The organism is Dorea sp. BIOML-A1 (assembly GCF_009875615.1).
Classification (GTDB): Bacteria; Bacillota; Clostridia; order Lachnospirales; family Lachnospiraceae; genus Dorea_A; species Dorea_A amylophila.
This window is the reverse complement of record NZ_WWSA01000037.1, coordinates 1-19,539: the sequence shown is the minus strand read 5'-3', so window position 1 is coordinate 19,539 and position 19,539 is coordinate 1. Positions and strand designations below refer to the sequence as shown.

Annotated in this window: 24 protein-coding genes and 2 tRNA genes; 6 read left to right on the top strand and 20 right to left on the bottom strand. The window is 39.3% G+C overall.

The window, feature by feature from the left end:
* Window positions 1-42 precede the first annotated feature (42 nt).
* The 8 genes from GT508_RS12670 to GT508_RS12635 form a co-directional block, all read right to left on the bottom strand.
* A complete protein-coding gene (locus GT508_RS12670; protein WP_161144378.1) occupies window positions 43-1,758 on the bottom strand; it encodes a sensor histidine kinase in 1,716 nt (571 codons plus the stop codon).
* A complete protein-coding gene (locus GT508_RS12665; RefSeq protein ID WP_118225476.1) occupies window positions 1,755-3,272 on the bottom strand; it encodes a response regulator transcription factor in 1,518 nt (505 codons plus the stop codon). The genes GT508_RS12670 and GT508_RS12665 overlap by 4 nt, the downstream gene beginning before the upstream one ends.
* 152 nt (window positions 3,273-3,424) lie before the next feature.
* Window positions 3,425-3,691, bottom strand: coding sequence for a 30S ribosomal protein S18 (rpsR, locus tag GT508_RS12660; protein WP_006427702.1), 267 nt, complete (start codon window positions 3,689-3,691; stop codon window positions 3,425-3,427).
* 59 nt (window positions 3,692-3,750) lie between these two features.
* On the bottom strand, window positions 3,751-4,215 hold the full coding sequence (locus GT508_RS12655; protein ID WP_161144377.1) for a single-stranded DNA-binding protein: 465 nt from the start codon (window positions 4,213-4,215) through the stop codon (window positions 3,751-3,753).
* Between the two features lie 20 nt (window positions 4,216-4,235).
* Window positions 4,236-4,523: a 30S ribosomal protein S6 gene (rpsF, locus tag GT508_RS12650; RefSeq protein ID WP_006427704.1), complete on the bottom strand. Its 288-nt coding sequence runs from the start codon at window positions 4,521-4,523 to the stop codon at window positions 4,236-4,238.
* Window positions 4,524-4,652: 129 nt separating this feature from the next.
* On the bottom strand, window positions 4,653-4,847 hold the full coding sequence (locus GT508_RS12645) for a DUF951 domain-containing protein (RefSeq protein ID WP_022415154.1): 195 nt from the start codon (window positions 4,845-4,847) through the stop codon (window positions 4,653-4,655).
* Window positions 4,847-5,683, bottom strand: coding sequence for a class B sortase (srtB, locus tag GT508_RS12640; RefSeq protein WP_161144376.1), 837 nt, complete (start codon window positions 5,681-5,683; stop codon window positions 4,847-4,849). The genes GT508_RS12645 and srtB overlap by 1 nt, the downstream gene beginning before the upstream one ends.
* Window positions 5,684-5,720: 37 nt before the next feature.
* Window positions 5,721-7,010: an L-cysteine desulfidase family protein gene (locus tag GT508_RS12635; protein ID WP_161144375.1), complete on the bottom strand. Its 1,290-nt coding sequence runs from the start codon at window positions 7,008-7,010 to the stop codon at window positions 5,721-5,723.
* 220 nt (window positions 7,011-7,230) lie between these two features.
* Between GT508_RS12635 and GT508_RS12630 the strand changes: the two genes are divergently transcribed.
* The 4 genes from GT508_RS12630 (at window position 7,231) to bilS (ending at window position 9,850) form a co-directional block, all read left to right on the top strand.
* Window positions 7,231-7,602, top strand: coding sequence for a hypothetical protein (locus GT508_RS12630; protein ID WP_006427708.1), 372 nt, complete (start codon window positions 7,231-7,233; stop codon window positions 7,600-7,602).
* Between the two features lie 9 nt (window positions 7,603-7,611).
* Window positions 7,612-8,556: a DUF5685 family protein gene (locus tag GT508_RS12625; protein WP_161144374.1), complete on the top strand. Its 945-nt coding sequence runs from the start codon at window positions 7,612-7,614 to the stop codon at window positions 8,554-8,556.
* Window positions 8,553-9,257, top strand: coding sequence for a DnaJ domain-containing protein (locus GT508_RS12620; protein ID WP_118309312.1), 705 nt, complete (start codon window positions 8,553-8,555; stop codon window positions 9,255-9,257). The genes GT508_RS12625 and GT508_RS12620 overlap by 4 nt, the downstream gene beginning before the upstream one ends.
* A gap of 74 nt (window positions 9,258-9,331) precedes the next feature.
* Complete coding sequence (gene bilS, locus GT508_RS12615) at window positions 9,332-9,850, top strand: flavodoxin family protein BilS (protein WP_055283932.1); 519 nt, start codon at window positions 9,332-9,334, stop codon at window positions 9,848-9,850.
* 93 nt (window positions 9,851-9,943) lie between these two features.
* On the opposite strand, the gene GT508_RS12610 is transcribed toward bilS, so the two are convergent.
* The 3 genes from GT508_RS12610 to gap form a co-directional block, all read right to left on the bottom strand.
* A tRNA-Cys gene (locus tag GT508_RS12610) sits at window positions 9,944-10,014 on the bottom strand.
* A 3-nt stretch (window positions 10,015-10,017) separates the two neighbouring features.
* Window positions 10,018-10,089: transfer RNA gene (locus GT508_RS12605), tRNA-Glu, on the bottom strand.
* A gap of 287 nt (window positions 10,090-10,376) precedes the next feature.
* Window positions 10,377-11,318 (bottom strand): type I glyceraldehyde-3-phosphate dehydrogenase, encoded by a 942-nt coding sequence (gap, locus tag GT508_RS12600; protein ID WP_330576943.1) that lies wholly within the window; start codon window positions 11,316-11,318, stop codon window positions 10,377-10,379.
* 285 nt (window positions 11,319-11,603) lie between these two features.
* Between gap and GT508_RS12595 the strand changes: the two genes are divergently transcribed.
* Window positions 11,604-11,843: a DUF6061 family protein gene (locus tag GT508_RS12595; RefSeq protein WP_161144373.1), complete on the top strand. Its 240-nt coding sequence runs from the start codon at window positions 11,604-11,606 to the stop codon at window positions 11,841-11,843.
* Window positions 11,844-12,012: 169 nt separating this feature from the next.
* On the opposite strand, the gene GT508_RS12590 is transcribed toward GT508_RS12595, so the two are convergent.
* The 9 genes from GT508_RS12590 to GT508_RS12550 all read right to left on the bottom strand — a co-directional run bounded on the left by GT508_RS12590 (window position 12,013) and on the right by GT508_RS12550 (window position 18,937).
* On the bottom strand, window positions 12,013-12,705 hold the full coding sequence (locus GT508_RS12590; protein ID WP_005334737.1) for an ABC transporter permease: 693 nt from the start codon (window positions 12,703-12,705) through the stop codon (window positions 12,013-12,015).
* Window position 12,706: 1 nt separating this feature from the next.
* A complete protein-coding gene (locus GT508_RS12585; RefSeq protein WP_015515239.1) occupies window positions 12,707-13,618 on the bottom strand; it encodes an ABC transporter ATP-binding protein in 912 nt (303 codons plus the stop codon).
* A 63-nt stretch (window positions 13,619-13,681) separates the two neighbouring features.
* On the bottom strand, window positions 13,682-14,614 hold the full coding sequence (locus GT508_RS12580) for a sensor histidine kinase (RefSeq protein WP_015515238.1): 933 nt from the start codon (window positions 14,612-14,614) through the stop codon (window positions 13,682-13,684).
* A complete protein-coding gene (locus GT508_RS12575; RefSeq protein ID WP_226851416.1) occupies window positions 14,615-15,400 on the bottom strand; it encodes a response regulator transcription factor in 786 nt (261 codons plus the stop codon).
* A 157-nt stretch (window positions 15,401-15,557) separates the two neighbouring features.
* Window positions 15,558-16,268 carry a DUF6040 family protein gene (locus tag GT508_RS12570; RefSeq protein WP_161144372.1) on the bottom strand — a complete coding sequence of 237 codons (711 nt, stop codon included), beginning with the start codon at window positions 16,266-16,268 and terminating at the stop codon, window positions 15,558-15,560.
* A complete protein-coding gene (locus tag GT508_RS12565) occupies window positions 16,246-17,967 on the bottom strand; it encodes a MobA/MobL family protein (protein ID WP_161144371.1) in 1,722 nt (573 codons plus the stop codon). The genes GT508_RS12570 and GT508_RS12565 overlap by 23 nt, the downstream gene beginning before the upstream one ends.
* Window positions 17,943-18,248, bottom strand: a complete 306-nt coding sequence (locus GT508_RS12560) for a hypothetical protein (RefSeq protein WP_012744231.1) — start codon at window positions 18,246-18,248, stop codon at window positions 17,943-17,945. The genes GT508_RS12565 and GT508_RS12560 overlap by 25 nt, the downstream gene beginning before the upstream one ends.
* Window positions 18,248-18,562, bottom strand: a complete 315-nt coding sequence (locus tag GT508_RS12555; protein ID WP_041254741.1) for a hypothetical protein — start codon at window positions 18,560-18,562, stop codon at window positions 18,248-18,250. The genes GT508_RS12560 and GT508_RS12555 overlap by 1 nt, the downstream gene beginning before the upstream one ends.
* A 144-nt stretch (window positions 18,563-18,706) precedes the next feature.
* Complete coding sequence (locus GT508_RS12550) at window positions 18,707-18,937, bottom strand: helix-turn-helix domain-containing protein (RefSeq protein ID WP_003505382.1); 231 nt, start codon at window positions 18,935-18,937, stop codon at window positions 18,707-18,709.
* A 174-nt stretch (window positions 18,938-19,111) separates the two neighbouring features.
* Between GT508_RS12550 and GT508_RS12545 the strand changes: the two genes are divergently transcribed.
* The coding region (locus GT508_RS12545) for a helix-turn-helix domain-containing protein (RefSeq protein ID WP_161144370.1) at window positions 19,112-19,539 on the top strand (428 nt) is incomplete at its 3' end.

The following is a 19,539-nucleotide window of genomic DNA, read 5'->3' as shown; positions in this document are numbered from 1 at the left end:
TTTATAAAAAAAGCGGGAAGCCATTATCCGACTTCCCACTTTTTATTTATTCTCTATCTCTTTTCTGATTTTAATGGAGAAACAAACCATCCCCTCATCCGTAGTTGAACTGTACAAGCCACACTCTTCATCATAATACATTCGAATTCTTTCACGGATATTATAAATCCCATATCCCTTTCCCGGAGTATTTAAAATTCTTTCCAATTCTTCACCAACTACCTTTGGTCCATTATTATATACATGAAATTCGAGAAATTCTTCACCGTATATATACTCTATCTTTATTTTTCCTCTTTCGGATTCACACAAATCTGCTCCATGACATATTGCATTCTCAACAATTGGCTGTAATAAAAAGTTCGGCATCTGACACTCTCCCCCAGCTTCATCCAGCTGATACTCTACATCAAAATTGTTTTCATGTGATTTTAGTTGAATTTGCAAGTATGCTTTAATATTTTCCAATTCATTTTGTACAATCGTAATCTGTCTTCCGCCATTCAATGCTGTCCGATAGAATGTTGCAAGAAGACCTGTAATTTCTGCGATATCATCCTGATCTGATCTTATTGCCTTCCATTTAATGCTAGATAAACAATTATACAAAAAATGAGGATTCATCATCGCCTGCAATGCTTTCAATTCTTCTTTTCGCTTTTCCAATCCTAACTGGTACATATCCTGCATCATTTGATTTATTTTCATACACATTTCGCGAAAGCTTTCTGCCACAACTCCTATTTCGTCAGAATACCCCTGCTCTATCTTTAGCTCAAAATTCCCCCTGCTAATCTCTTCCGCTCCATGTTTTAGTTGAAGAATTCTTGTACTTAAAATTTTAGAAATCACACTCATCATAATCAACGCAACCGCAAGGCACAATCCCATTACCAGTACTGTCGTTGCCATAATTTCTCGAATTTGCTCCGAAATTTCCGATTTATCAATATAATAATATAATTTCCAACCATTATCCATTTTCTCAGATGTGGCTAATATATATTTTTTAGTTTCGTAAATCCTTTCTTCCCGATTTTCTTCAATATGTTGATAAATATTTTTATTTATTTCTCTATCTTTAATTGTTCTTTCCGTAATCTTCTTTCCATTTGCATCCACTAAAAGTATTCCATTATTCAAATAGCTTGATTGAAAAAGTCCATCTAAAAATTCATCTGCAAACACTTCTAATCGCATATATCCAATTGCCGTTGACGAAGTCGCCGAATCCAAAATCATTCGTGTCGCATAAATCCGGTCATCTTTAACACTCCACTCTGTTTTAAAGTTATTCTGGTTTTTTCTGAACCAACTTCTCTTTTCTTTCCCTTCTAATGGTTTCAAAAAACTTCCCAATGACTGTTTCACATATGGAGAATAGATTTCAATTCCCTTTATCTTATCATCACTGGCTATAAAATACCAAAATGTGGGCTCTACAGAATCGTTCATTTCTTTTACTAACGCATTTCTGTTTTTCAATCCATTTTCCAGACTTCCTCTTAACTTTGCATTATATGATAAATATTTAATATTGTCAGTTTCTCGTTGAATATCATTTTGCAAACTGTAAGAAATTGCATCGACATTGCTTTCCATTGTATGCTTCGTCTGTCTTATCAGATTTTTTTTAGATACATAATAAGAATACATGCCAAGTACTAAAATTGGCAATATAACCAATATCAGATAACTGATAATTAATTTTTTTCTGATAGATGCCTTTCCGTAATACCAATTCCATATTTTTTTCATATTTTTTCTCTCAATTGCTTAGGTGTAATTCCATAATAATTTTTAAACAGTTTATTAAAATAAGATTGATTTTCATAACCACACGCTTTAGCAATTTGAACAATTTTTAATGTTCCTTCTTCAAGCATAACTTTAGCTTTCATCATCTTCACGTCCGTTATATATTTTACCAATGTCTGTCCGGTTTCCTTTTTGAATATATAACTAACGTATGCCGGTGTTAAATTAACATTTTCAGCTACATAATTCAAACTTATATCTTTCGCATAATCTTTTTCTATCAGATTTTTAATTTTATGAATAATCCTTGAGTCATCTTGCTTTTCTACCGCTAACGAATCCAGCATCTTATCTATAGATTCTCCATAAATCTCCAACATTGTCTTTGCATTTTTTGCACGAAACATTCTTTCTGATGAAGCCAGTACCTCTTCCATCTTTATTTTCGGAGATTTATCATACAATGATTTTATGATAGAATACAATATATTTTGCAAATATAATTTACTGACTTTATCTAATGACAAAATCGTTTTCTTCAATAATTCATTTTGTTTTTTTATCAATTCCAAATCCATGGAGGCAAAAGCTTGTTCCAATTTTTTACCGGCACTTTCTACGTCCGAAGCATAATATTCCGTCTCACTATAATATGATTTCACCCTGATTATCTGATTGTCATAACCAAATATCTCACTTTGTATTTTATGGATTTTAACCAGTTGTTCCTCTAATTTTGCATCATTATCTATCAAATCACTAATAATCATTACCGCTTCACTATGAGTTTCCTTATGTAAATCCATCAATAGTTTTTCTGCCTGCTCTTCCAACTGGTTTCCAGTAAGATACTTTTTTTCTTGAACCAACAGATATGCTTCATTCGGATACATATTAAAATATAATACATTTTTCCCCATATACATTTTCAAAAAATGAGTAAATAACTCTTCGTGTTCTTCAAAAAAATTCTCTGCAAATTCAACATCTAACAACTTACATCCTGTATTACTTTGTTCAAAAAGTATCTGATTTACTTTTTCTCTGTCATCAGCAGCAATATGCGCTCTATTAAATATCTTATAAAATAGATTTTTACGATTTTGAATTTCCGCATTTTGTTTTAGCTCATCTTTTTTATTATCATCATTAATTGCTTGTATGACGGAAACCATTAACTTTTGAAATTCTTCAATCTCTATAGGTTTCAACAAATAACTTACGGCATTTGCTTCCAATGCCTGTTTTGCATAATCAAATTCCCCATAGGCGCTATAAATAATAATTTTAATCTCCGGCCATCGTTTATACACTTCTTTCGCCAATTCTAGGCCATTCATAACAGGCATTTTTACATCAGTAAACAAAATATCTATTTTGTACTTTTCAATACATTGCAATGCCTCTTTTCCATTTGCTGCTTGCACGATTTCTAATGGATACTTATATTTCTTTATAAGCCAGGAAATCCCTTCTCTTTCTTCCCGTTCATCATCTACCAGTAAAATTTTCATCTCTTCATTCCTTTATGCTAGTGTATTCCCATATATTCTTGTGCATTTTGCACATATTTTATATAGTATACTCGCTATTTTATGAAATATCAAGCACCCATACATAAAAAAAACCGCCAGTGCAATGCACTGACGGTTTTCAACATTCAATATTAATCCTGTACGTATGGCATAAGAGCGATGTGACGTGCTCTCTTGATTGCTACTGTAAGAGCTCTCTGGTGCTTAGCGCAGTTTCCAGTAATTCTTCTAGGAAGAATTTTTCCTCTTTCAGAGATGTACTTTCTTAATTTTGCTGTATCCTTGTAATCGATCTCGTTATTCTCTTTTCCACAGAATACGCAAACTTTTTTTCTTCTGCGTCCGCCGCCTCTTCTCTTGAAGCCGCCTTCTGGACGATTTCCTTTATCGTAAGCCATTTTGGTTTCTCCTTTCAACAAAATGAAATGCGGCAAGTACCACAGCATGGTACTATTGCCTAATTAAAAGGTAATTCCTCATCAATTCCATCCGGAATGTTCATGAAGCCGTCACCTGCATCAGATACTGGTGTGGCTGGTGCCGGAGCCGGTGATGGAGCTGCCACACGGAAACTTCCTGCATTTGCGTCGCTTACTGCCTTGCTTTCAGCAAATTCCTGATCTTCTACAACAACATCTGTTGTGTAAACTTTCTGACCTTCTTTATTGGTATAGCTTCCTGTCTGAATACGTCCGGTTACGATAACCTTCAGTCCCTGACGGAAATATTTCTCAGCAAATTCTGCACTTCTTCCGAAAGCAACGCATCCGATAAAGTCAGCTGTCTGCTCTCCGTCGTTGTTACGTCTGAATCTGCGGTCTACAGCTAATGTATATCTTGCGATCGCTGTAGAATTCTCACCCTGTGAATATCTTACCTCAGGATCTCTTGTCAAGCGTCCCATCAAAATTACTTTATTCATATTATACCTCTACTTCCTGCTTATGCATCCTGTCTAACGCATAAAAATCTGATAACGTTGTCCATAATGCGAATTCTCTGCTCGATTTCGCTTGGAGTCTCAGCATCAGACTCGAAGTGGATGAAATAGTAGTATGCTTCTTTCATCTTCTGAATCTCGTAAGCTAATCTCTTCTTACCCCATTCATCAACGTCAGAGATCTGTCCACCGAAACGTTCAACTAATGCTTTCACCTTTTCGATTACCTGAGCTCTTTCGTCGTCTTCGATTTTTGCACTGACAACAACAGCTAATTCATATTTGTTCATGTCGTCTTGCACCTCCTTCTGGTCTTTTGGCCCCCGCTCATCTTATGTGGGAGCAAGGATTTCTGTCTCTATTTTAGGACAGAATTATTGTATCACGAGTTCCTATGTTACCATAAAGTCTCGATTTTTTCAAGCTTTTTTCTTCAAATCTTTTGTATTTTTTTCTACCAATTTGCGGGCGATCATGATCTGATGTCCGCATCCCATACATTTCAGTCGGAAATCTGCTCCAACCCTTAGTATCTCCCATTCTTTACTTCCACATGGATGCGGCTTTTTCATTGTTACCACATCTCCTACTTCATAGGTATATTCTTTCTTCATCACTGTTTCGTCTCCTCCTCTTTTACCCCTCTTACAACAAACCGGTGATTATCACTGGCACTGGTACAGGTCGACAATGTAACGATCGTATCTGCCGTTGTCACTTCCACGCCGGTATTATACAGAGAAGTACTCTGCGTCATATTCAAAAATTCCTGATATTCTTCATCTGTTTCAAATGTTGTCTGATACGATTCCGAAGTGTCGACTACCTGTCCTGCCGAATAAATATGATATTTCAGAATTCTTCCATCAACGGTATATATGTAAAAATATGGATTATTCTTCCAGAATTCACGGGTATCATAATCCTGCAGGTGACGGAACATCGAACCGTCCCGCATTCTATGTCCATATATTACAGAGTTTTTATCCGAAAAATCCTTTTGATTGTCAACATTCAGGAAGATTGCTCCCAGCGTATTTTCGTTAGACGAAAATGTTTTCTTCAGATATTTACTGTTATCCGTTCCCTGAACAACCGGATAATTGATCTGACTCGGCTCATCCGGGAATCTGATCCATGCGATCGTATCCGGATTGATCTCCAGCAGTTTTTGAAAATCAACAGAGAATGTATCATCTCCGTCTTCACTATGATTTTTATCTTTATCATTTTTATTCTTATCATCCGTCACCGCAAGTTTCCGCACTTTATCATACTCACTTCTTCCATCCAGATAACCTTTTCCGATCTTAAACAGTTGAAAACCCGACACACAGAATACGATCAGTGCGATCACAAGAATCACATTGGCGATTATATTCCCTTTTTTCTTCCGCCTTCTTCCGCGGTGATGTTTTTTTCCTTCATTGTCTGCATTTTCATTTCTCATTCCGGATTCGATCCCTCCCTGTGCTGTTCTATTTTCTTTACTTTTTCGATTCCATAATCTCTACGATCGTCTTTTCCGTCCCTATCATTCCAGGGGATGCGATCATTCCCATGTACTTCATAGTTGCTTCCGGGGTCCTGCCGTTGATTCCATGAATATTTTCTATGCAGATATCATCCATTGCCATATCTGTTGCACGGAATGCTGCATCTACTGCCACGATCCCTTTCATCGTACATCCGTGATTGCCTCCGTCACAGATCATTCCGGTCAGACCGCTTGCCATATTCTGAATCACTTTTGTATGTTTTTCTCCATCCGCTCCCTGCAGATATGCCAGTCCACAGGCCATCCCGGTTCCGGCTGCAATCCCGCAGCCGCAAAATGCCGATAATCTTCCTGAGTACTCTTTGATATACATCGTGATCAGATAGCTGAGTGCAGTTGCTCTCCACAGGGTCTCATCATCCGTCTTATCTTCATTGGCATGCCGGTACGCATACAACGGCATCGTCGCAATGATTCCGTGTGCACCGCTCCCGGTAATGCTCATAGCCGGTCTGGAAAGGCCCAGAACCCTGGCCTCTATCGCACCGTTACACAGTAATTGTGCCGTCTTAAGTGCATCCCTGGATATGATCCGGTTGCCATTCTCACGATAAAGTTTCTTTGCGAACACTGCCCTGTCCGAAGCCAGTCCTTCTTTTAATAATTCCAGGTTCATCGTATACGCTTTTTCTATAAACGCAATCTCTTCAACCGGAACTGTATTTACATACCGCAGGATCTCTGCCAGGGAATATCCGTGAATTACCGGACGTGCCTGCTTTTTCCGGGATTCATCCCTGTACATCTTATCTTCTGTCTCAAATATTACAATACCGTCTTTTTCTATCTTTACGATATTCGTATGTGCATCCCGGATCATCACCTTACACCGGTTATTCTCCGTTGTCACCACGGCATCGATCGTGATCTCGGATCCGACATGATCCATAACCACCTCCACCAGACCGTCGCTCACCATCTGCGCCGCTTTCTCATCATCTTCCGGTGTGATATCTGCCAGCGATTCCAGTCCTTTTTCCGCATCTGCCGCTACCGCCCCAAGTGCCGCCGCATAATAGTTGCCGAATCTCTCCGAATTAGGAATTCCACAGGTAAATGCATTCTTGTACATACCGGAATTCAATGCCACATGTACATTTACAATCTTACCTTCCGTATATTTCTTCGCACTTGCCACGGCAAATGCGATAGCTCCCGGCTCGGTCACGCCAAGTGCCGGTTTCATATCTTCTCTGATCAGCTCCGTCAGATTCTGCATATTCTGCCTCCTCCCCGTTATCAACCCTGTTCTACGAAATTAACATTCTTATCTTAACACATCCACCACAGTTTCTGCACTTTTCTCATCTAAAATCTTTAGAAATTTTAATACTCTGTTTATTGATTTTTCCTATTCCCGGCGTATGATTAAATGTATATTGCAAGTACTATTTTAAGAGGTGAATGAATTGAAACTAAAAGACAGATTTATACGTTTTATGTACGGAAGATATGGTGTTGATTCCTTTGGCAAATTTACCATCTGGGGATCCCTGATCCTTATGCTGATCGCAGGATGGACGCATCGGGGAATCCTTTCCTGGCTGGCATGGGCCGGTATCATCTATTCTTATTTCCGGATGTTTTCCAAAAATACTTACAAACGAGCCGCCGAGAATCAGAAATATCTGCAGATGACACGCGGCATCCGGACATTTTTCTACAGGCAGCGTAACATGATAACACAGCGCAAGACACACCACATTTACAAATGTCCGTCATGCAAACAGAAGATCCGTGTTCCAAAAGGAAAAGGCAAGATTGAGATCCGCTGCCCGAAGTGTAACACCAGATTTATCAAACGAAGCTAAGGAGTTCCCATGTTTGGTTATATTTCTATCAACAAAGCCGAGATGAAATTCAAAGATTATGATGTCTATCATTCTTATTACTGTGGACTATGCAAAGTCTTAAAAGAATGTTATGGTAGAAGAGGTCAGGTGACTTTATCCTTTGATATGACATTTCTTGTGATCCTGCTCACCGGTCTTTATGAACCGGACACGAAGACAGAAATGGTCCGTTGTATTGCACATCCCATGCAAAAGCATGCGGCAAAGACCAATGAATTTACTGAATATGCCGCAGCCATCAACATGCTGTTATCTTATTATAAGTGTGAAGATGACTGGGCAGACGAACACAGGAAGAAAGCTTTTGTTGCCGCAAAACTTTTGCATTCAAAGATAAAGAAGATTGAAAAATTATATCCCGTAAAATGTAAGGTCATCTCAGAAAATCTCGCCCAAATCTCAAAATATGAGGCAGAAAATGAACAGAATCTGGATCTTATGTCCGGACTTTTTGGCAATATCATGGCTGAGATTTTTGCATACCGCCACGATGAATGGGAATCCTCTCTTCGTAAGATCGGATTCTTCCTCGGAAAATTCATCTACCTGATGGATGCCTACGATGATGTCGAAAAAGACATCAAATCCGGCAGCTATAATCCATTCAGGAAGGCATACCTGGACGATCCTGCATTTGCAGATGACTGCCGCAGCCTTCTGACGCTTATGATGTCGGAATGCTCCAGGGAATTCGAACAGCTTCCGATACTGCTGCATGCAGAGATCTTGCGGAACGTTCTCTATTCCGGAGTATGGAGCAGATACACTGCCGTAACATCCGAAAGACTCGCCGGCAAGAATACACACAACGCTGCAGATACTGCTGACGGCAATTCCACCGCCGGTAGAACCACAAATGATAATCCACATCCTGATACAGATAATTCAACAACAGGAGATCAAAAACAATGACAGATCCATATAGTGTCTTAGGAGTATCCCGTGATGCTTCTGATGACGAGATAAAAAAAGCATATCGTAACCTCAGCCGAAAATATCATCCGGATGCCAATATCAATAATCCGAACAAGGATCAGGCAGAGGCAAAATTCAAAGAAGTCCAGCAGGCCTATCAGCAGATCATGAAAGAGCGGGAATACGGCTCTTCCGGGAATTACGGTCCATATAGCCAGAACGGATATGGTCCGTTCCGCGGCTTCTACGGAGAATACCGACAGACCGGTAATGCAGGTAATGCAGGTCAGGAAAGTGAGCAGGATCTTCACTTAAGAGCTGCTGCCAACTTCATCAACAACGGCCGGTATCAGGAAGCAATGAACGTATTAAACGGAATCAACGAGCATACTGCCCAGTGGTATTACTACAGTGCGATTGCCAATTCCGGTCTCGGCAACAATGCAACGGCCCTTCAGCATGCCAAAGAAGCGCTCCGCATGGAACCAGCCAACTATCAATACCAGATGTTAGTTAACCAGTTTGAAAGCGGCGGAAGCTGGTACCGACAACGCCAGAATCCGTATACCACCACCTTCGGCGGTGGAAGCGACTGGTGTGTAAAATTATGTATTGCCAACATCGTCTGCAACTTATGCTGCAGCGGCGGAATGTGCTGCGGTGCCCCGGGCGGTTACAGCGGCGGCCATTATATGTAACTCATAAAATTTCAATGTAATCCAGATGTACAATAAATTGTGACCATCAACAAACGCAAAAAGGAGGAATTCTTATGTTGGATTATCTTGTTTTATATCAGAGTGAATCCGGAAATACAAAGAAAATTGCTGCATCTATCTTCTCGCGCCTTCCCGGCAATTCCAAAGATCTGATCGATATCGATACAGATAAGACAATTCCGGAAGCCAATGTCTACTTCATCGGATTCTGCGTGCACCGCGGAAGCTGCAGTATGGAGGTCAGTGACTTCTTAAGTGACTTAAGCGGCAAACAGATCGCTTTATTCGGAACTTGCGGAATGGGGGATTCTCCGGAATATTATAAGGATATTGCCGGACGCGTCAGTGCCTGGATCGAAGCAGACAACGATTATCTTGGATATTTTATCTGTCAGGGAAAGATGCCGCAGAAGGTACGTATGAAGTATGAATCCATGAGAACTAACGAGAATAACGACCAGATCGACCGTTTTATCCAGAATTTCGATCTTGCACTTACTCATCCGGATGATCTGGATGTGGAGCATGCAAAAGTATTCGTCGATCATATGTTAAAGAAGATTCAATTATAACGAAATAATATACGAGAGGCTGCCACCGGCAGCTTTTCTTGTATTCTTTGACAAAAACACCCGGAAATAAATATTCCGGGTGTTTTTTATAAGAGGCGCCAACCAGATTTGAACTGGTGATAGAGGTGTTGCAGACCTTTGCCTTACCACTTGGCTATGGCGCCATATGACTCCAACGGGAATCGAACCCGTGTTACCGCCGTGAAAGGGCGATGTCTTAACCGCTTGACCATGGAGCCGTATATTTATTTGTCATTGTGTTTTTCACACGACCGAGATTTAATATATCATAGACTCAGTTGTTTGGCAAGTGTTTTTTTGAATTTTCCGAAAAATTTTTATTTTTCAGATTTTTTTCTTATTTTCTGCGGACAGCAAAAGCTTTGCCTGCTTTTTTCCGTCCGCATCTTGTCCGGTTCATAATCGTAATAACGAATCCATATGTCCCTTACAGAAGTGTGTGATATAAAATCAAACGTGTTACATCAGAATCAGATCTTACATGCCCCTGTCGTCATCTTAATTATTAGCGATTGTGATCTATCCTGTCCATATGCTCAATCAGCCGGAATATCTGACTTGTATATCCCCACTCATTGTCATAGAAACAAATGACCTTGAAAAAGTGGGAATTCACTTGAATTCCCTGCCTTGCATCAAAGATCGATGCATGTGAATCTCCGATAAAATCTGAAGATACCACTTCATCCTCTACATAATCCAGAATGCCGGACAAATATGTCTCAGAGGCCTCCCGGACTTTTTTGCAGATCTCATCATATGATGCCGGCTGCTTTAACGCTACATTCAGATCAACAATTGATACATCTGAAGTTGGAACCCTGTAAGAAATACCACTCATCTTATCCTTTAAAGCCGGAATGACAAGCGAGATTGCTTTTGCGGCTCCCGTTGTAGATGGAATCAGGTTACCAAATGCCGAACGTCCGGTTCTCCAGTCTTTCTGAGAACGGCTGTCCACAACCTTTTGTTTTGCAGTTGCGGCATGAATCGTTGACATCAGCCCATATTCGATTCCATAATTATCTTCCAGAACTTTACAGATTGGTGCGAGACAATTCGTAGTACATGATGCATTCGATACAACTGGCATATCCGATGTATATTTGTCATGGTTGATTCCCATGATAAATGTCGGTGTATCCCCATCTTTTGCCGGTGCTGAGATAATAACTTTCTTCGCACCGCCTTCTAAATGGGCTTTTGCCTTTTCCGTTGTACAGTATGCACCTGTTGCATCAATAATATACTCTGCACCACATGCTCCCCATGGAATCAATGCCGCATCTGATTCTGAAAATACAGGAATCTTCTGTCCTTCAATGATCAGTCCATTCTCATATGTATCCAGTTCTCCCTGAAAACGTCCAAATGTAGAATCATACCGGATCATATACTTCATATAACCCAGGTCTGCATTCCGTACATTGATTCCGCATACTTTAATTGAGATTTCATGTATTCCAAGGGATTTAATAATTGTTATATTTTATTATCAAATATCTCTCAAGCCTTTGAAAACACTAAGTTTGGCGCAGGTGAGCTTTCCCTTATTGTTTCCCTTGTGTTATATCGTCCCACCAGTGTTTACGAACTCTGATAAGGGCAAATACAAGGGCAAAAAAACTGATAACACATTATAGCACAAAATGAAAATGACATGGTGAACTGATTGAAACGCTTCTGATTTTTGTAAGAAATGATTGATTGAATGATAAGGAGATTTGATACAATGAGAACAATATTTGCAGAATACAATCCACAACGTAATAGTGTTGATGTTTATACCTCTGCGAGCTATATGCTCCGCATTGACTGTTGGGAAGCAGAAAAGAATTTAAAAACTACGCCTGGCTCAGATTGTGCATTAAATGCACTTGCAATTGGTGAACCGCTTGAATATGTACGATTATATCTGGATGGGAATATGCAGATGTGGGTAGATGCGGAAGATTCATTGGAAATCTTTTAAAATAATCCAAACTTACGTCAGCTACCACATACATGTAAGTTGTCATCTGTTTGTGTAATCACTAAAAACATTGACTTTAAAAATCAAAGCCGCCGTTATATAAATACATGAAATTGAATCTGCTTTGCGACGGCTTTTTCTTTTACCATTTGTAAAAATAGAAATATAATCAATATAGTTCAGGCACTTTTCTTTTAAAGATAAGTAGTGTAGCAATGACGGTAACAATAGCAACTAAGATAACTTGCATTATGGACTCCTGATTGGTTGTGTTTTTGGTGATAATAACTTGCCGTAACACAATAACAATCAAAGATGTAACGATTGTTGCAGGAACAGATTTTCTGATCATGCCAATAATAAATGACCACAGAGACAGCACCATACATATAATCACAGTGGTTATTGCCATTGGTATCCATGTTCGGAGCATTGATGGTTGAAATGTTCCCTCCAGCATATTAAAGGATTTATCCGCAAATATAATATAACTGCTACAACAGATATATCCAATCGTCATTGAAATCGCTGTATAAACCATGATTATAGTTAATTTGCTGGCAATCAATTTTATTCTGTTTAAAGGATAAGAAAACATAATCGTAATTGTTCGATGATTATATTCTCCAATAACCAGCTTTGCCGTTAAGACCGACGAGTACACAAGAAAAATGAATGACATCAATAAGCCAATGACAAGGTATGTGCTTTCAAATGTGTCTTTGACCTGTTTGGGGTCTGTCATGCTATCCCATAAAGATATTGTAATGAAAAGGATGCTGAAAAGAATTGCGGCAAACATAAAGATAATATTTTGTGCAATACCAAATTTTTTCAGTTCCAGTTTGATCAAATGTGTCATCTCATTTTTCCTCCTCTGTAAGCTGGAAAAAGAAATCTTCCAGTGTGTCTTGCTTGCGTCCCATGCTCTCCAAACCAATCCCGTTCTCAATGATTGCTTTTGACAGAGCTTTACCTGAAATATCAGAATCATAAATGTGGATAAATTCTTTATCTAATACACTAAAATTCGTGATTCTCATGTTTTCAAGCAGTGCAGCAACACGAGTCACATCGTCAACCTGCAAGCTGATATAATCTGTTTGATGCTTATGGATTTCTTCGATAGGTAATTCTGTTAAGAGTTTTCCGTGTTGAATAATTCCAATCGTATCAGCAAGAAGATCCACTTCGGATAGAATGTGGCTGGATATAAAAATAGTTGTTCCATCTTCTTGATTTAGCCGTTGAAAAAGGGTTCGCATTTCACGAATACCCTCAGGGTCTAAAGCATTGATCGGTTCGTCTAAAATCAAAAATTCTGGCTTTGCCAGAATAGCTCTTGCAATAGCAAGTCGTTGTTTCATACCCAACGAGTAATGACAAACTTGTTTTTTCTCGACATTCTGCAAGTCCACCAAATGCAAAACCTCATCGATTCGTTCCTTGTTGGGAAATCCCATATACTCACAGTGCAGCTCTAAGTTTTGTCTGGCAGTCATTTTATCGTAAAAGTATGGATTCTCAATAATAGAACCAACCTTTTTGAATATTTCATAACTGTGACTGGTAACTTTTTCGCCTAAAAGCTGAACCTCTCCAGCATCTGGCTGGATAAGACTCAAAATCATTTTCATAACCGTGCTTTTTCCTGCGCCGTTTGGACCAACAAAGCCATATATTGCCCCTTTAGATATATGCATATTTACATCGTCTACAACAATATTATCTTTGTAGGCTTTTCGCAAACCTACGGTTTCCATAATATAATCCATTTTGTGTGCCTCCTTTATAGCTGCCATTATACAAAATGGACTTCTCTTTTCTCTGTCATAAATCTAACGATTTTCTAACTTTTTCAAGATGATTGAGAAAATAGTTTGCTCATTTTGTACACTATAAACTTCTAAGTCTGCCCCAATTTGTTCAGCAAGACATTTTGAAATTGAAAGCCCCAAACCACTGCCGGAAGTTTTTCGGGCTGTTGTATAATTCCTTTCAAAGATCTGTTTTTGCTGCTGTGGTGATATCCCATCTCCTCGATCTTCTATTTCAATAATGTTTTTTCCATTTGATGTGGTGAGCCTTAAAGAAATATACTTACCATCACCACCATGTCGGATGGCATTGTCTATCAGATTTTTTAAAATGCGTTGTAACGCCTCGTTATCTGTATAGGCAAAAATCGGTGTATCCGGTATCTGAATATTGACTTCAAATTGTTTCTGTTCAAGAAGGTCATAGTAGTCCAAAATTGTATCTTGGCAAATCCTTGATATATTTTCCTTTTTCATTTTAATAGAAAAATCTCCAGAAGTTATTTTAGACATTGTAAAATAGTCGTTAATTGTTGAGATTAAATCATCAGCCTTTTGGTCTATTTTAACAGCCATAGCATGAACATTTTCAGATGCAGAGTAAGTGTTTGTTATATTGGAAAGCATTTCACTATTTCCTTTTAGAACAGTGAGTGGAGTTCGGATGTCGTGAGAGATGTTTGTAAGGACTTTCGCCATTGCCTGTTTACTCTGCTCAAATTGTGACTTTTTTGTATAAAAATCCTGAAGCAGCTTATTAAGTGCAGCGCTTAATTTCTTGATACTATCATTATCTGTAGGTATAAGTACAAAGCCATTTTCAGAAATGACAGAAATAGTATCAAGCCTACTTGTAATATAATCAATTTCTCGTACTAATTTTTTATGCTGTATCTGTTGCCAGATCAATATAAAAACCATAACAAATGAAAGAACCACAAATAAAATCATCATCTATTTCTCCTCCATCTTATATCCAATGCCCCATAAAGTTTTAACATAGGCTGTACTGTCTTCTGCATTGCTCTTCAATTTCAAGCGAAGACGATTGATGTGTGTATTCAACACATTTTCATTTCCAAAATATGGTTCTTTCCAAATCAGTTCATATAGCCTTTCCTTTGAATAAGCCTGCCCCGGATGGCTTGCTAAAATGTATAAAATTTGAAATTCAATTGGCGTTAAATCTATGGTTACTCCTTTGCGCTGAACCATGTGACTATGAGGGTCGATTTCTATATCTTTAATTTTGATAATTGAATTATTCGGTAACGCCTGGTAGGTTCTTGCTCGTCTGATGTTAGCCTTTATTCTAGCAGTAAGCTCAATGAGTGAAAAAGGTTTTACCACATAATCATCAGCACCCAAATTCAATCCTAATGATTTGTCTATATCATTGTCTTTAGCAGTAATAATAATAATTGGTATCTTGCTGACTTTACGAATTATCTTAATAATCTCCATCCCGCTTATGTCCGGTAACATAAGATCAATAAGCGCGAGCGCATATTCATCATAGCTTGTAATTTTCTGGATAGCTGACATACCATCATTAAAAGCTGTCACTTCAAATTCTCCTGATAAATAATCGTTTATCATTCCTCTTATTTCTTTATCATCTTCAATCAATATTATCTTGTTTTCTATCATGATTACTCCTTGATTTTTTATTCTTCCGTCAATAGGTTTTTCTGCATCTTTTTTTCTCAACCAAATGGTTGTCTTTTTTACTTCTACCAAAACATTATAGTTCCCTTGCTCGGACAAAACAAGTTATCCACTTTCATTCATTCACAGAATCTGTATATCGACATAATCAGTCTTTTTATCTTGCATCATGAAATGACCAATTATGCCGATTTATTGTTTAACAGTTTTAGGCATGGTATAGTATGTTTTAGTAATATCCCCTTGTTTCCCGCCAGCCTTTCACATACCATCTTATCACGACATATATTACCTGTACCAATAACAATAGAAACAGTAGATTGACTGGTAATATTGTCCTTATCCAATCTGCGAAATAGATTGCTATTGCCATACTTACGAGTATCACCATTATGGTAATCATATCCCAACAGTATTTCTTATATAGCCCTGCAATCTTTATTTCGATGAATGCCAAAAGTATTCCCACACCCACCAGACATCCACCGGAAATCAGTATTCTTATCATCCAGTATATAATTCCGGCAACGACAGGATTGGATATTCCATTGCTAACCTGTGCCACATTCTTCCCTGCCAGTATAGTCAATCCTGCAATGTTCTGTATAAAAGTGGCGATTGTATCAAAGAATACCACGCAATCAGAAATAAATATTTTTGACCGTATCATCTGAAAAAGAGTAGTTGATACGGAATACCATATCAGCAGAAACATCAATGCTTCATACATGGCTGTTTTTGTTTTATATCTGCCTGCCAGTTTTTCTCTCTGCGTATCATACTTTTCCTTGGCTTTCAGATAAGCTGTCAGATTACAGTTCCCACACTTTTGATAGAGTACCGGCTTTTCAACCGGTATCTCTACTTTTTTCTGATGAGAGAGTGCATAGTCCCGTTCCTGTTCTGCCTGCCTTAGCTTATCTTGACATTCCTCTGTCATGATTTCGGCAGCGTGCGTTTTCTCTTTCTCGCTCTGCAACAATTCTTTTGTTTTCCTCAAGTCGTTCTTTAAGGCTTGAATGTTCCCTGCTCTGTTCTCGCTGTTTAACCTCTCGTTCAAGGTCAGCGAGACGTCGAGCTGCACTTTCAGTTTCCTGATAGTCCGGTCTTTCTGGTCGAGTTCTTCCTGCATCTGCTCCGTCAGCATTAGCAGTTCTTCCAGTTGATCGTCGTTCTTTGAGTTTCTTAATTCGTTCATCAATCAACCTTCCTTTCTCTAATTGCTGTTCAAGTTCAGTAATTCGCTGTTCTGTTTCTGCAATAGCCGGTTCTCGCTGTTCAATTTCTGTGCCAATTCCTGCCATTGCTGATTTTCGTCTGTGAGTTTCTGTATCTGGTCTGTCTTTTCTTCCAGAAGCATCAACAGTCCTTCTGTATCCGGTAAGATTTGTAGCAGCTCTGACAATTCTTTCTCTAATTGCTGCAATCGTTCTTCCTGCTCCTGAAAGCACATCAGCTTCTCGTCCTTTTCCTGTATCTCCTGAAGCATCTCTGCCATGATATTCTGCTGTTCCTCTATCTGTGTAATCATTGCTTCCATCATGGGAATTACTTCTTTGCTTTCTTCTAATGTCATTCAACCACTCCTTCCATATTGACAATGCACCGGATACCTTACCAAAGGTTGTGATTACCTTTTGCAGTAGTGCATTTTGTTTTTTAATCATCTGGTTTTCCTCTACCTTCCATGAACCATTCCATATCTGTCCGGTGAGATATTTTTCCTCAATCTTTCTTGCATCCGCACCCTCATGAATCGTAGGGATTTTTAATTTGCCCTGTCTTTCATAAGAGCGGTGGTCAATCTGATTGTCTATGGATAAATGCCGGTTACACATCCCAGCCCATTCGCTTCGCCATAACTCACAATTCTTTGGATTATTCCAGCCGGTAGCATCGGTCAGAACCCGTTTCCATTGTTTTCGGTTTCTTGCCCCGACTTTCTGTACTCCGTTTTCATCAAGTACCGGAATGCGGATTCCATGCCGGTCAGGATTTTTCTTATCCTGCCACCAGTCCGGGTGGGATTCATCAACCACGATATTTCCGTCAGTATCTCTGACAAAATCCCAGTCCTTGACTTCCTTGTTGCCCCATGAGTGGTCTGGATTGAATGGTCGCATGGTTACAAGTAAATGCACATGTGGATTTCCATCGTTCTTATCGTGTATGCTCCAGTCGACACACATTCCCTTATCCACGAAAGTCTTTTGAATATATTCGGTTGTATAATCAATCTGTTCCTGTCTGCTCCATTCTTTCGGCAGGGAAAATTCAAATGAGCGTCCAAGCTGTGCATCTGCATTTTTTTCTATCTTTAAGACCTCATTCCATAGACGCTGTTTCTGAAATGTGATTTTAAACTTTTCCAGTGCGGCATCTTTATCATCCGCTCTTTTATAACGGATAGACTGTTGAAACCTTTTTATATTTTCTTCCGGTACATGCAGCCATTCAGGAGGTGCATTTTCGCACATCATCAGACTGGTGTAGACGACTTCCTTTTTGGAAGTATAGTAACTGATTCTGCCTGTTTCCTCATTCTTCATCACATCTCCATTAAGATATGCCGATGCGGATATGACAGATTTTCCTTTACTGCGCCCGACAATCTTTACTGTAAAGTGAAATATCGCCATGATACGATTCCCCCTTTCTGCCGTATCCGGCATTGATTTCCGACAGCATCTTCTTCTGGTTTTGCAGGAGTGAAGCTGTCGGAACGCCCTCTGCGCAAGAGTGCCCCCTGCGGCATGAGCAGGTCTGGCTGAAAGCCCCGCCGACGGAACGAGCCCGGCAAGCGTAAGCGCAGACCGGTTGCCACTTGTGGCAAACTTATAAGGACGACCTCTGGTTGTCCATAAGTGCGCCCTTCATTCAAAGGCAATGAAGGGAATGGAAAACCCACTCCCTCCGCCATTACACTTCCTCCATGTCTGTAACTAATTCTTTCTGCATCGCTTTTGAGAAAAACTTCCCGTTTGTTTCCTGCCTTTTTAAGAATCCTATCAACTTTGGTAAATCTTCCTCCTCAATCGGACAGCCAAGAACCGATTCCACCGCTCCTCCAATCTGACAGAGCCTGTGGGTTCGTTTTTTACTTTCTTCCGCTTTCTTTCTCTTTTCCAGTTCCTTCCGCTGTGCTATGAGCTTTTTTGTAGCTTCAATGCTTTCCTGTTCCTTTTTCTCTAATGCACGTATTCTTTCTTCATAAGTCTTTGTTGATTTCGCCATATCGTCTTCATCCTTTCTTTTTCCGATAAACAACAGTTCCCGGTTGCATATCAGGAGAAGCACATGGTATAATCCTCTTGCGTGTAGGTATATCATGGCTTCGGTCTGATAGAACCTTTGGCGGTTTCGTAGGAAGCCGCCTTTTTAAGTTGCCACATTTCTTGTGACAGCTTTTACATTTCCTTTATCCCTCAGATCTCGCCCCTCGTTGGCTTCCATGAACTTTTCCAGAATGTCAGTTTTAATAAGGACTTTTCTTCCGACTTTTAATACCGGAAGCTTCTTCCATTCAACCAGCTTTCTCAAAGTGTTTCTGCCAATTCCTGTATAGTCGGCTGCTTCCTCGATGGATAATGCAATCTTTCTTTCCGTCATCTTGTCACCTCCTATTAAATTGCATTATGCAATTTTTGTTGTGCTGTTAGTATAGCGGTTTTATATTGCGTTGTCAAGCGTTATGAAATTTTAAAAATAATCATTAAATTGCATATTGCAATTATGTGAGGTACATGCTATAATTCATACATACCGAAAAAGGAGGCAATCAGCATGAAAGATAAAGAACTACGCAAGCTGATAGGTAGCAGGGCAAAACAGCGTCGTCTGGAATTAAATCTGACACAGCCTTATGTTGCAGAGAAGATGGGAGTTACCGCTTCCACAATCCTGCGTTATGAGAATGGTTCGATTGACAATACCAAAAAGATGGTGCTGGAAGGTCTTTCGGAAGCACTTCATGTATCTATTGAATGGCTCAAGGGGGAAACCGATGAATACGAAACCGATATTACGGATAAGAAAGAATTACAGATTCATGATGCAATGGGCGATATTCTCAAACAGTTACCTCTCGACCTTAGTAAAAAGGAAGATGCTTTTTCCAAAGATTTACTGCTGTTGATGTTAAAGCAATATAACCTGTTTCTGGAATCATTCCAGTTTGCCTGCAAGAATTACAAGGGCAACACGAATGAAGC

Bases quoted from the DNA above. Each gene is read 5' to 3' on its own strand.
- GT508_RS12670 (WP_161144378.1), bottom strand. From the start codon at position 1,758: ATGAAAAAAATATGGAATTGGTATTACGGAAAGGCATCTATCAGAAAA.
- GT508_RS12665 (WP_118225476.1), bottom strand. From the start codon at position 3,272: ATGAAAATTTTACTGGTAGATGATGAACGGGAAGAAAGAGAAGGGATT.
- rpsR (WP_006427702.1), bottom strand. From the start codon at position 3,691: ATGGCTTACGATAAAGGAAATCGTCCAGAAGGCGGCTTCAAGAGAAGA.
- GT508_RS12655 (WP_161144377.1), bottom strand. From the start codon at position 4,215: ATGAATAAAGTAATTTTGATGGGACGCTTGACAAGAGATCCTGAGGTA.
- rpsF (WP_006427704.1), bottom strand. From the start codon at position 4,523: ATGAACAAATATGAATTAGCTGTTGTTGTCAGTGCAAAAATCGAAGAC.
- GT508_RS12645 (WP_022415154.1), bottom strand. From the start codon at position 4,847: ATGAAGAAAGAATATACCTATGAAGTAGGAGATGTGGTAACAATGAAA.
- srtB (WP_161144376.1), bottom strand. From the start codon at position 5,683: ATGAGAAATGAAAATGCAGACAATGAAGGAAAAAAACATCACCGCGGA.
- GT508_RS12635 (WP_161144375.1), bottom strand. From the start codon at position 7,010: ATGCAGAATCTGACGGAGCTGATCAGAGAAGATATGAAACCGGCACTT.
- GT508_RS12630 (WP_006427708.1), top strand. From the start codon at position 7,231: ATGTACGGAAGATATGGTGTTGATTCCTTTGGCAAATTTACCATCTGG.
- GT508_RS12625 (WP_161144374.1), top strand. From the start codon at position 7,612: ATGTTTGGTTATATTTCTATCAACAAAGCCGAGATGAAATTCAAAGAT.
- GT508_RS12620 (WP_118309312.1), top strand. From the start codon at position 8,553: ATGACAGATCCATATAGTGTCTTAGGAGTATCCCGTGATGCTTCTGAT.
- bilS (WP_055283932.1), top strand. From the start codon at position 9,332: ATGTTGGATTATCTTGTTTTATATCAGAGTGAATCCGGAAATACAAAG.
- GT508_RS12595 (WP_161144373.1), top strand. From the start codon at position 11,604: ATGAGAACAATATTTGCAGAATACAATCCACAACGTAATAGTGTTGAT.
- GT508_RS12590 (WP_005334737.1), bottom strand. From the start codon at position 12,705: ATGACACATTTGATCAAACTGGAACTGAAAAAATTTGGTATTGCACAA.
- GT508_RS12585 (WP_015515239.1), bottom strand. From the start codon at position 13,618: ATGGATTATATTATGGAAACCGTAGGTTTGCGAAAAGCCTACAAAGAT.
- GT508_RS12580 (WP_015515238.1), bottom strand. From the start codon at position 14,614: ATGATGATTTTATTTGTGGTTCTTTCATTTGTTATGGTTTTTATATTG.
- GT508_RS12570 (WP_161144372.1), bottom strand. From the start codon at position 16,268: ATGACAGAGGAATGTCAAGATAAGCTAAGGCAGGCAGAACAGGAACGG.
- GT508_RS12565 (WP_161144371.1), bottom strand. From the start codon at position 17,967: ATGGCGATATTTCACTTTACAGTAAAGATTGTCGGGCGCAGTAAAGGA.
- GT508_RS12560 (WP_012744231.1), bottom strand. From the start codon at position 18,248: ATGGCGGAGGGAGTGGGTTTTCCATTCCCTTCATTGCCTTTGAATGAA.
- GT508_RS12555 (WP_041254741.1), bottom strand. From the start codon at position 18,562: ATGGCGAAATCAACAAAGACTTATGAAGAAAGAATACGTGCATTAGAG.
- GT508_RS12550 (WP_003505382.1), bottom strand. From the start codon at position 18,937: ATGACGGAAAGAAAGATTGCATTATCCATCGAGGAAGCAGCCGACTAT.